Genomic DNA, 11889 nt, shown 5'->3' with positions numbered 1-11889 from the left:
ACGACCTACTTGCTGAACCCGGCGAAGGCCGCGCGGATCACGCCGTCCGGGAAGACCTGCAGGCCCTGGATCTGCTTGGAGAAGGCGGTCAGGTTCCGCTGCCGGTAGAGGTAGATCAGCGCGTCGTCCTGCTGGAGGATCGTCACCGCCTGCCCGTAGAGCTTCTTACGCTCCTCGAGGTCGTTGGACTGGCGGGCCTGGGTCAGCGCGGCGTCGAGCTGAGGGTTGCTGTAGCCGGAGACGTTCTGGCTGCCACCCGTGCCGACGAAGTTGGTGATGTTGGCGTCCGGGTCGATGCGCCCGCTCCAGCCGAGTTGCAGCAGTTCGAAGTTCCCCCGGTCCTGCTCGTCGAGGAGCGACGAGTACTCCACCGGGTTGATCTTGAGGTCGAACCCGCCGTCCTTCACCATGGCCTGGAGTGCCTGGGCGAGACGCAACGTGTCCGGCGTGTTCGACGCGAGCATGGTCACCGGGTACGGAGTCTGCACGCCGGCCTCGCCGAGCAGCTGCTTGGCCTTGGCGGGATCGTGTGCCGGACAGTTCTGCGCCTCGGGCGACGAGAACGGGCTCGCGGGTGAGATCGGTGAGCAGGCGACCGCGGGGATCCCGTTGAAGACCGCCTGGACGAGGGCCTTGCGGTCGATCGCGTGCTCGAACGCCTGGCGGACCTTGGCGTTCTGGGCGATGGGACGGTTGATCGGCTTGGGGGTGGTGCCGACGCCGTCGACGTTGCCGATGTTGAAGGTGAGGCCCTGGTAACCGAGGGACTGCGACTGGAGCACGGTGAGCGCGGAGTCCTGCTGCAGCGACGCGACGTCCTGGGTCGAGACGCTGTCGGCCACCTGGGCGTCGCCGGAGCGCAGGTTGGCGGCGCGGATGCTCGCGTCGGTGAGGATCCGCCACGAGATCCCGTCCAGGTGGACCTTGCTCGCGTCGTAGAAGTTGGGATCCTTCACGACGTCGATGGAGTTCTGGGGCACCCGCTTGGCGAACTTGAACGGGCCGACGCAGACCGGGGCGCTGGCGAAGTTGTCGCCCAGGCTCTGGACCGCCTTCGGGCTCAGGATCATGCCGGCGCGGTCGGCGAGGGCGCCGACCAGCGGTGCGAAGGGCTGCTTCAGGCGGATGACCACGGTGTGCGCGTCCGGCGTCTCGACGGCCTCGATGGGGCCGAGCTCGCTCTTGCGCGCCGACCGGGCGTTAGTGAGATGCCGCTCGATCGTGGTCTTCACCGCGGCGGCGTCGAGCTGCGTACCGTCCGCGAACTTCGCGTCCTGGCGCAGCGGGATGGTGACCGTCTTGCCGTCGCTGCTCGTGGTGGGGAGCGCGGTCGCCAGCTGCGGTACGACCTGCGCCTGCTCGTTGACGTCGTACAGCTTCTGGCACATGGCCTGGAAGACGTAGCGGGAGTAGAGGCTGCGCGACAGCGTGGGGTCCAGCGCGTCGGGCTCCGCGGAGAGGGCGATGACGAGTTGGCCGCCGTCCTTCACCGCGGCCGGGTCCGCCGGTGTGCCGAAGGAGTCCTGGCCCGCCGACTGGTTGTCGCCGGACTGGCTGTCACCCTCGCTGTTCGACACCGGCGAGCAGGCCGCCACGGTGCAGGCCACCGCGACCGCCGCCACCGCGGCCCGGAGCGGACCGAGCCGCCGGCTTGTATCACTGAAGGAGAGGTTCGTCATTTTTTGGGCTCCTCGAGTGGGCGATTCGGGGAGCGTATGTTGTATACGATGACCGGCGCAAGACCTCCGTGGATGCCTCCCGAGCACTGGTCGACGTCCGCCCGCGCCCCCTCGTCGGCGCTCGCCACCCCTGGTCAGGATAGACACACTTCACTCTGACCCGCCTGACGCGGGAGCCCGCCGGGGCGACGATCAGCTCGGTGGCCGGCCTGCCCCTCAGCGCGAAACAGCACTAGGGCCGAGTACGCGCGGCTGCGGCAGGCAGGGCGCACGTGCCCCTACCGATCAGGCCGCCGTCGTCCGCGCGCGTCCGAGCCGGACGGGCTACGCATCCGCGTAGACCAGGTCCATCGTGTCGGTTCCCCCGGGCCAGCGCAGGTCGAGGTGCCAGCAGCCGGCCCGCGGCATGTCGATGATGGACGGACCGGGCCCACCGCTGACCTCGCGAGTCACCCGGGTGTCGGTGCCGTCCAACGTCGCGGTGATGGCCAGGGCGCCCGATTCGGTCGACGTGGACGGTGTCGCGACGGACCGGGCGACCCAGAGGATCTTGTTGTTGGACCCGTCCGTCCTGTTCTGACGCAGCGGGTGGGCGAACAGCACCGCGACGATGTCGCCCTTCGCGCCGAAGACGTGCGCGATCCGGGCGTCTCCGCTGAACCCCTCGTCCGCCCAGTCGGGCAGGGTTCCCGTCTCGATCCGCGAGCCGCAGCCCGTCGTCGCGCTCGCGGCCGGACGGCCGGACGTGGTCGCCGGAGAGCCGACCGGCTCGGTCGACCCGCCCGTCGTCGTACATCCGGCCAGCAGGAGCACCGACCCCACCAACACCCTGCCCCACGAACCCATCTCACGCCCTCCGGATAGACGTCGCGCCGGCCGGTCGATCGACTCGTGCCCGCCACAGTCAGGACACCGGTCGGGGCCGGCGGGTTCCCGTCGGTGAGCCGTCCGAGGGCGAACTGGCCAGGCCCGTTCGGCCGACCGGGCCTGGCCAGCCAGCCGGAGTCCGGGGCACCGGGTCAGGTCTCTAGGTGCGCCGCCCCGTGCCGGTCCAGCGTGCTCTGCACCAGGTCGTGGCCCAGATCGAACCGGATGCCGTCCGGGTTGGTCAGTCCCATGTCGGCGTACCAGGAGCGGTCGGCTTCGGGGTGCGGCCCGACCAGGCCGACCCGCCCGGCACCGAAGGTCGTGACGACGGCGGCGGCCGCGCCGTTGTCATAGGTGGCGAGCACGTCGCCCGGCACCCCGGGTCGCAGCGCGAAGGTCGGACCGTCCTGGAAGTACATGTGCCGGGAGCGGCCACGCCACCGCACCTCGATCGTCGTGTCGTCGGTGCTGTCGACGTCCGCCCCGTCCGTGCTGATGTACTGGTTCACCTTTCCGTCGATCAGCCCGAAGCCCGGGTCGGCGGCGGCGAGGTACGCCCCCAGGCAGAAGCCGAGGTAGTGCCCGCCGTCGTGGACGAACCCGCGGATGTCCACGGCGTGGTCCCGCATCCTCCGCCAGGCGCGGTTGACCTCGCCGCCTCCGGGCTGGGCGTAGAGGGCCGCTTCGGCCAGCGTGCTGCGCGATATCTGCCGGTCCTCGTCCGGGCCGCAGTACGCGGTGCGGAACCCGGCCGGCGAGCTGCGCAGGAGTGCGGCCACCGCTTCGGCGCAGCCGGAGCCGGCGGCCGGACCCCGGTACACCAGCGCCAACGGCCCGTCCCCGGAGACCGCCGACACCCCGGCCCACCCGAGGGCGGCCAGGGTGCCGGCGGCGCCGACGCCCACGAGGAGTCGCCGCCGACGGATGCGGGGCGCGTCGCCGATCAGCACGTGCACCTGCCCTGCCTCATGTCGCTCCCCTCCTGCTCGGTCGCGGCGTCATCCCGTCGGTGACGGCTCGACCGGGCGTTCGCCCGCGCGGGCCACCCGGCGAATACATCGACATCCCCACTCGGCCGCGGCTGCGCCGGCCGTTCCAGGTCGCCAGCCGACGAGCGCCGCGGGACAGCGCCGTCACGAGCCCTTCCAGTGGGCCCCGGCCAGCGGTGGCCCACCACGCGGCCGCGACCACCACGAAGACCACGACCTGTACGAGGAACCCGGTCACCGGCGTGGAGGAGTCGAGGTCCGAGTTGATGAACACGATGTGCGCGGTGTAGAGCGTCAGGGTCATGCCGCCGGCCGCCGCCAGGGGCACCAGCAGCACGGAGATCACCCGCCGCGGAAGGCTCCGTGCCACGCGGCCGGCGAGCAGCATGACGGCGATCAGGGCGATCGCGCTCCCGGTCGTGCCGAGCAGGTCGAGCGGCGTGCCGGTGTGCGGCGCGTCGACGGCGAGCCACCACCAGGTCGAGGTGGGCGTGGTGCCGTCCCCGCCGAGGGTGAGGAGCTCGGCTGTCCCCGCGGCGTCGAGTCCGCTCTTCGCCTGGGTGAGGGCGATCTGCTCCGCACCCCCGAAGCGGTCGAGCAGGACCCAGGACGCCACCGGCGCCGCGGCGGCGAGCGCGATTCCGGCGGTCAGCAGCCCGACGAGGACTCTCCTCCTGGTCAGCGTCAGCCGCCCGATGACCAGCCCGGCGCACAGGTACGCCAGCCACGTCACGGCCGGAAACTCCCCCGTGAGCGACAGTTCGGTGAGCAGCGGGACCGGATCGTCGACGAGCTGCGCGAAGGCCGCGTTGTCGTAGCTCGGTTCCGGCAGCTGCGGCAGGACGTGTAGGAGGGCGGACGCACCGGCGGCCACGACCACGCCGGTGAACGCCACCAGCCAGGTCGGCAGGAACACCAACGGGATCGCCAGCACGAACATCACCGCGTAGTAGGGCAGGATCACCGACGCCAGCGACCCGTCGGTGTAGCCCAGCGCCAACCCGATCGCGCCGATGGCCAGCGCCCGGACGACCAGCGCCGCCACCAGGCCCGAGCCGGCAGCCGGTCGGACCCGGCGACGGTCGGTCAAGAACGCGATACCGAGCCCGGCCAGCACCGCGAACAGGGCGGACGCCCGCCCGCCGAAGGCCGTGAACCACCAGGTGGGCCGCCCCGCAGCGTCGGACTCGGGCAACGAGTGCACGGCGATCATGCCGATCAACGCGACGCCGCGGGCGGCGTCCACGCCGAGCAGCCGGCTTCGCCCGACCGGCAGGTCCCGCGTCGGGGGTGCGCCTTCGGCGCCCCGGGCCACGGCGGCGCGCCTGTTCGCCTCGGCCGCTCGGTCCAGATCCTCCCACGTGAGGTTCGCTGTCTGGGTCATGGCCTCATCACGGTGTCAATCAGGTCGTGGCCGAGGTCCGCGCCGAGCCGATCGGCGGCGCGCAGCCCGGCGTCGATGTACCAGTCGTCGGTGGCTTCGGGGTGGGGGCCGACGACGCCGACCCGGCCCGCACCAAGGCGGGTGACCATCGCCGCGATCGTCCCGTTCGGGTACGTCGCGATGATGTCGGCTTCGGCGTTCGGCTGCAGCAGGAAGTGCGGGCCGTCCTGGAAGAAGAGCGTCCGCCGCCGGCCGCGCCAGGAGACCTGGACGACCGTGTTCTTCGCCGAGTCGACGCTGGCGGCGAACGAGGCGATGTACTGGTTGGTGTCTCCGGGCAGGAGGGCGAAGCCGGGGGTGGCCCCGGCGAGGTAGCCACCCAGGCAGATCCCCAGGTACCGCCCGCCGGACTTGACGAACTGCCGGATCTCGTCGCGGTGGCCCTTCAGGTGCCGGTAGCCCCGCCGGAGGGTGCCGCCACCGGGCTGGGCGTAGAGCGCGGCGCCGGCGAGCGCCCGATGGCTCAGCGGCACGTCCTCGTCCGGCCCGACGTACCGCACGTCGAAGCCCCACCGGCTGGACTTGAGCAGCGCCGCGACCGCCTCCGGGCAGCCGGGCAGTGTCGCCGGTCCTCGGTAGACCAGCGCCAACGGTGGTTCGGTTCGCTCGGGCAGCGGTGAACGGACCGTCAGGCCGTGGCCGGCGAGTGCCCTCCCGCCGGCGGCGAGGAGGCGACCGAATGGTCCCGACGCCATCACGATCTCGTCGGGAGTGGGTTGTCGAGGGTCAGCGCGGTGCAGCGCACCCCACCCCCGCCCTTGGCCAGTTCGGTCGTGTCGAGTTCGACGACCTGCAGGCCGCGGACGCGCAGCGCGGCGGCCAGCCGCGGCGCTCCCTTGGTCATGGTCACGGTGGCGCCGTCGCTGATCAGGTTGAGCGCGAAGCGGGACGCCTCCTCGACGGAGACCTCGATCAGGTCCAAGCCGAGTCCGCGCAGCCGTCGGCGGCTCGACTGATCGAGGGCCTCCGGGCAGTAGGCGAGTACCCGCCCGGGCTCGACGACGGCTACCGCCAGGTCGAGGTCGTACCACCGGGGGCTCACCGTCTGCAGTGGTACCACCTCGTAGTCCAACGCTCGCGCGAGAACCTGGTGCATCCTCCGGTCGGTCCGCTGGCCGTGGCCGGCCAGCAGCAGGTCGCCGCAGGCCAGAGCGTCGCCCTGACCGCTGAACGGGTACGGCGCCTCCACGACGTCGAAGTCGTGGTTGATCAGCCAGTCCTGGAAATAGGGCAGCTCGGCCTTGCGCTCCGGGGGCGGTGCGCCCAGAACCGCCCGGTCACCCCGCACCAGCGCGGCGTTCGCGGTGAACACCATGTCCGGGCACTCCGGCGCCGACGGCAGGTACTCGATGTGGCGGCCCGCCGCCCGGTGCGCGACGACGATGTTCAGATGCTCGACGACGGCGGCCGCGTGATCCGGCTGCACATCGGTGTGCATGTACGGGTTGATTTCGTAGTCGACCCGGAAGTAGGCGGCGTCGGAGACCAGGAGTGCCTTGTTCATTGAGCGGTTGTTCCTCTCGTGGATGGAGAATGACTGAATCGGTTGCGATCACGCGGCGTCAGGCCGCCCGTTGGTCGACGGGGCCGCGGGTGAGCACCCCTTGGGCGGGGATGCCGCGCCATCGGGTCCCGGGCGTGAGGTGCTCGCCCTTCATCAGCAGCGACAGCGACCCCAGGAAGACGTCGTGGCCGACAACGGCGTCGTAGAGCACGATCGCGCGGGTTCCGATGGTGGCGCCGGCGCCGACGGTGACGACGGACATCTTCATCACCCGGTCCTCGAACAGATGGGTCTGCAACGACACCTCGGCACCGACGGTCGCGTCGTCACCGATCTCGACCAGGTCGAACTCGGTGAGATAGGTGGTCCCGATCCAGGTGCGTCTGCCGACCCGGACTCCGAACCAGCGCAGTACCGGCGGCAGGAACGGCGTGCCGACGAGCAGCCCCACGCCGACGGGGACCGCCGCGGCCTCGAAGAGCCCCGTGACGAACTCGGTGCGCCGGACGAACGGGCTCCACAGCGGCTCGACCCGGGGTCGGTACTTGCCGATGATGTTCCGCTTGGTCGCCGCGCAGAAGAGGATCACTCCGACGCTCGACGCGATCGCGACGAAGGGCGACACCAGCGCCGGCACGAGCAGGCCTCGGCCGTTGGCGAGCCAGGACAGCGCCAGGAGGTAGAGGTAGAAGCTGACGCCGAGCACCGATGCGGGCAGGGTGGCACGGAAGAATTCGACGAACAACCGATGAGCCACCACCCTGCGCGGCGGGCGGAAGGTCTGCTCCTCCGAGAAGGATCCGCTGCTCTGGCGCACTGGCAGGTGGATCGCCGGTGAGCCCAACCAGGAGGTGCCCTCCGGGACCTGCTTGTCGGGCGGCAGCGTGCTGACGCCGAGCAGGCAACCGTCGCCCAGCACCGTGCCGGCCGGTACGAACGCGGCGTTGCCGACGAACGCCCGACTGCCGACCGTGGTGGGCAGGAACGCCACACGTCCGTTGGCGAACGTCGCGGCGCCGAGGCTGGCCATGTCGGCGACGAAACTCCCCGGGCCCAGGGTGAGCAGGTCGGGGTCCAGGTGCGCGGCGGTGGAGACCTCGGCGCCGGGACCCACACGGGCGCCGAGCATGCGCAGCCAGGGACCGGTGTAGAGGGTCGCGTAGAGCGAGTTGGTGTAGATCAGGCTGAACTCGAGCAGCTTGTCGACGATCCACTTGCGCACGCCGAGCATCGAGTGCACCCGGTGGTGGAAGCCGACGGGCGCCCGCGGCAGTACGAGACGCTTGCCGATGGCGACCACCGCGCAGACGGTGAGGACGTAGACGACCCCGGCGGGGATGGTCGCGACGAGTCCCGCCAGCAGACCCCGGGTCAACAGCACCCACCAGACCAGCGCCACGCTGGGCAGGACCATCGCGATGGCCCCCATTTCCAGGCCGAGCAGGCCGACCAGGGCGGCGACGGCGTGGTGCGGGCGCCAGCCGTGACGCAGCGGGCGGGAGGAGAGCAGGGATTCGACGGTGTCGGTGAGTCGGCTGGTCGGAGCCGGCGGTGAGCCGGCCCAACGCGCTCCGGCCGGCACCGCCTCGCCGTGCACCAGGACGGACTGCTCGCCGACGGCGGCATACGACCCGACGGAGGCGCCCGGTTCGAGAACCGCGTTCGCGCCGACGAAGGCGCCCCGGCCGATGGTGATCGGTCCGACGACGACCCAGCCGTCCTCCGCCCGCCACGCGCGCAGCGAGACGCCGTACCCGACCGAGGTGTCCCGCCCGACGGAGATCAGTGTCGGGAGGCTGATCGCGCTGGTCGCGATCACGGTGCGGCCGCCGATCCGGGCGCCGAGCAGGCGCAGGTAGGTCGCCATCAGCGGAGAGCCGCTGAGCACGGGCAGCGGGCCGATCGTCATCAGCGTGCTCAATGCCCAGAGCCGGACGTAGGTGAGGCCCCAGAGACGATATCGGCCGGGGCGGATACCCGCGGCCAACGGCCGGGCCAGCAGCACCGGCAGCACCCACCGCACGCCGAGGTAGCTGAGCAGGATCGCGACCATCAGTTCCGCGAGGACCCGCACGGACACGAAACCGTCGTTCCGGGTGTAGACGTAGGAGACGGGAATGGTGACGGCCAGCAACAGCAGGTAGATCACCGCGCCCTGGCCGAACCCGGCCAGCGCGATTCGGCGGCTGCGGTGCCGTAGCGGTTCGGGTCGCGGCGGCGCGGTCGGCCCGCCGACCCGGTCGGCGGCACCAAGGTGGACGGCCATGCCGCGGACGGTCGGGTGGGCGTACAGGTCCCGGACCGCGGGGTTCACGCCGACCTCGCGCGCGCGCAGCAGGGACACCACCCGCGCCGCGAGCAGCGAGTGTCCCCCGAGGTCGGTGAAGAAGTCTGCCTCGACCGAGAGCGCTTCGGGTTCGAGGCCGAACGCTTCCGCCCACGCCGCGCGTACCCGCTCCTCCAGCTCGCTCTCGGCGGCCACGAGCGGGCCGGTGTCGCGGGTGAGCCGGCGGACCGGCGCGGGTAGCCGTTTCCGGTCGACCTTTCCGCTGGGCATGGTCGGCAGTTCGGCGACGACGTCCAGGAAGGAGGGCACCATGTAGCCGGGCAGTCGAGTCTGCAGGGTCTGGCAGAGCCGGCCGCTCAGCTCCTCCCAGCCGTCCTCCGCGCCGTCGTGAGGAACGAGGTAGGCCGCCAGCTCACGGGGGGCGTCGGGGCCGTCGGCGACAGGGACGAGCGCCGCCACGGCCTCGGCCACGCCGTCGTCCTCCAGCAGCACGCTCTCGATCTCGCCGAGGTCCACTCGGTGCCCACGGATCTTGACCTCGGAGTCCGCCCGGCCGAGATACTCGATCTCGCCGTCGTCGGTGAGCCGGCCCAGGTCCCCGGTGCGGTAGAGCCGGCTGCCGGGCGGCGCCAACGGGTGCTCGATGAACCGGTCGGCGGTCAGTTCGGGGCGTCCGACGTAGCCGCGCGCCACCCCCGGACCGCCGATGCAGATCTCGCCGACCTCGCCGTCGGCGACCGGCTGCCGCTGCTCGTCCAGCAGCACCACCGAGTAGGTCGGCAGGGGACGTCCGATGGTGACGATCCGCCCGGGGCGCAGTTCGCCCCAGGTCGCCGTGACCGTGGCCTCGGTCGGCCCGTAGGTGTTGAGGATCCGCCGACCGGGCCGGCTCCACCGTTCGACGAGTTGTCCCGGGCACGCCTCACCGCCGACGAGCAGGTTTCGGATCCGGGGCAGATCGCGGGGAATCGTGGCAAGCAGGGTGGGGACGCAGTAGAAGACGGTGATGCCCGCCTCGTCCAGGAAGTCCGCCAGTTCCGCGCCGAGGCGGCGGGAGTCGGTCGGACCGGCCACCAGCGTCGCGCCGACCGACCAGGTCGGCCAGATCTCCTCGATCGCGAAGTCGAACGCGATCGTCATGCCCTGGTAGACCCGGTCGCCCGGGCGCACGTCGTACAGGCCGGGCACCACGTCGAGAAAATTGCAGATGCTCGACTGCGCGACCTCGACGCCCTTGGGCCGACCGCTGGATCCGGAGGTGTAGATCACGTAGGCGCTGGGGTCGTCGGCGCCGTCGAAGCCGAGCACCGGCCGGTCGGCGGGTGCCGTGGCGAGCTCGGCGACGCTTTCGTCGATGACGAGGGAGCGCTGGCCGCCCACCCGGTCGGCGAGTGCCGACGAGGTCAACACCAGGTCGACGTCCGAGTCCTCGGCGATGTAGGCGACCCGGTCGGCCGGAGACTCGGGGTCGATCGGCACGAAGGCCGCGCCGGCCTTTCCCACGCCCAGCAACGCCACGTACGTGTCGACCGAACGCTGGAGCAGGATGGCCACCCGAGCGCCGCCCGCGACGCCGAGGGCATGCAGGTGGTGGGCCAGCTGGTTCGCGCGCTCGTCCAGCTCTCGGTAGGTCAGCCGCTCGTTGCCGCACTCGAGCGCGATGGCCGACGGGTCGCGGTCACAGGCGGATTCGAACACGTGGTGCAGGCGCCGGGGCCGCGAACCGCCGCCCTCTTGCTGCGGCCCGCCCACCTGATCGACGATCGGCGAGCCGATGATGACGCGTGCCTCCGCATCCGGACGTCGCTCCGGTCGCAGGGGCTGTGTGGACGCACCGATGTACCCGACCTGCTCCACGGAAACGCGAACCTCCTGCGCTGACCACGCTCGAACCACCCGTGCCATGTGGCGACACCGTGTCGGACCTCGGGTCGACTGCCAGGAAGGCGGCACCGAGAGATCCGGCGGAGCGATGATCGCGGCATATATCGACAATGCGGTGTTTATGCCGTAACCCCGACAAGGCTTCACGAAGCTAGCAAAGCTCCCCGACCGGCATGGCCCGAACCGCCGAGATCCGCGCAAATCTGCTGACTGATGCAGCAGTCAGGTGACTGATCGGTCGATCAGCTGATCGGCGAGACAGTCAGACAGCAACCCGGACGCCGCGCCGTCGTTGCCTGTAAGGGCGTTCGTCGCCGCCCGGCTCGCGCGTCCCCTGGCGAAGGCTCGCGCGAGCGGCGGTCAGCGGCCACCGAGCAGGTCGTCGCGGGCAGCGGTGAACTCCTCGTCAGTCAACTCGCCGCGTTGGTGCTTCCGGATCAGCAGCGCCAGTTCGGCTGCCGGTCCGTCCGTCGGCGGGGCCGGCGCGGCGGCCGCACCGACCCACGCGCTCGACTCGGTCGTGCCGATCGGGATGGTCGGGGCCGTCCGGGCGGCCGAGGCCTGGGCGACGGTCAGCTCCACGAACGGGCGGAAGAAGCGGTTGGCCGCGGGGCGCGCGAGCAGCACGGCGACGACGATCAGGGCGAGCATCGCGGCGAGGCCCACGGCGGTGCTGAGGTGGCGGTAGGCCGGCGGGTACGCGTCCGGCAACGACTGGGCGAAGGTGAAGGTCCCGGACTCGTCGCTGCTGTAGGCGGACACCCGGGCGATGCCGCTGAAGGCGACCGTACCGGACGAGCCGAGGGCACCGAGGCCGCACACCAGGGACAGTCCCGTCGTGACCCACGCGAAGATGCGGCCCACGAAACTTCCCGCCCGCACCCACAACGCGACACCCAGGAGGATCACCGCCGCCACGGCGGTGATCCCCGCCGCGCCGTACGGCAGCACCGAGACCAGCGGTCGGAGCACCTCGACCGCGCGTGGGTCGATCTCTGCGGCGATCATGGCGTCGCGTACCCGGTCCGGATAAGCGGAGGCGCCGCTGAGGATCGCCGCCGCGTCGACCAGATACCCGACGGACACGATGGCCATCAGCGCCACGGCGACCGTCACCGACCGAGGCCGCCGCCCGAACTCCGCCCGATCCACCATCGACGCCCCCGATCCGGGTAGGTGCCGGCGACGCTAGCGGCACTTGTCAATCGCGGCGATCGGTCGAATCCCGTCGACCG

General features: G+C 71.4%; 8 protein-coding genes. All 8 read right to left on the bottom strand.

Features of this window, described 5'->3' with window-relative positions; translation table 11 throughout:
- Positions 1-5: 5 nt before the first annotated feature.
- Positions 6-1679, bottom strand: coding sequence for an ABC transporter substrate-binding protein (locus tag O7603_RS03640; protein ID WP_281574261.1), 1674 nt, complete (start codon positions 1677-1679; stop codon positions 6-8).
- A gap of 324 nt (positions 1680-2003) precedes the next feature.
- Entirely contained in the window at positions 2004-2501 is a 498-nt protein-coding gene (locus O7603_RS03635; protein WP_281574260.1) for a hypothetical protein, read from the bottom strand.
- Between the two features lie 197 nt (positions 2502-2698).
- The gene (locus tag O7603_RS03630) at positions 2699-3502 is read right to left on the bottom strand and encodes a BPL-N domain-containing protein (RefSeq protein ID WP_281574259.1); all 804 of its coding nucleotides are present in this window, start codon (positions 3500-3502) and stop codon (positions 2699-2701) included.
- A gap of 10 nt (positions 3503-3512) precedes the next feature.
- Positions 3513-4919 (bottom strand): heparan-alpha-glucosaminide N-acetyltransferase domain-containing protein, encoded by a 1407-nt coding sequence (locus tag O7603_RS03625; protein ID WP_281574258.1) that lies wholly within the window; start codon positions 4917-4919, stop codon positions 3513-3515.
- Complete coding sequence (locus O7603_RS03620) at positions 4916-5674, bottom strand: BPL-N domain-containing protein (RefSeq protein ID WP_281574257.1); 759 nt, start codon at positions 5672-5674, stop codon at positions 4916-4918. Before O7603_RS03620 ends, O7603_RS03625 begins: the two co-directional genes overlap by 4 nt.
- Positions 5674-6483, bottom strand: a complete 810-nt coding sequence (locus O7603_RS03615) for an arginine deiminase-related protein (protein ID WP_281574256.1) — start codon at positions 6481-6483, stop codon at positions 5674-5676. Before O7603_RS03615 ends, O7603_RS03620 begins: the two co-directional genes overlap by 1 nt.
- A 58-nt stretch (positions 6484-6541) precedes the next feature.
- On the bottom strand, positions 6542-10468 hold the full coding sequence (locus O7603_RS03610) for a Pls/PosA family non-ribosomal peptide synthetase (protein ID WP_281574255.1): 3927 nt from the start codon (positions 10466-10468) through the stop codon (positions 6542-6544).
- Positions 10469-11014: 546 nt separating this feature from the next.
- On the bottom strand, positions 11015-11770 hold the full coding sequence (locus O7603_RS03605) for an SHOCT domain-containing protein (RefSeq protein ID WP_281574254.1): 756 nt from the start codon (positions 11768-11770) through the stop codon (positions 11015-11017).
- Positions 11771-11889: the final 119 nt, after the last annotated feature.

The sequence above is a fragment of the Micromonospora sp. WMMD812 genome, from assembly GCF_027497215.1.
GTDB lineage: Bacteria > Actinomycetota > Actinomycetes > Mycobacteriales > Micromonosporaceae > Micromonospora.
Note: the sequence above shows the minus strand (reverse complement) of the source record. Positions and strands in the feature narration are given on the sequence as shown.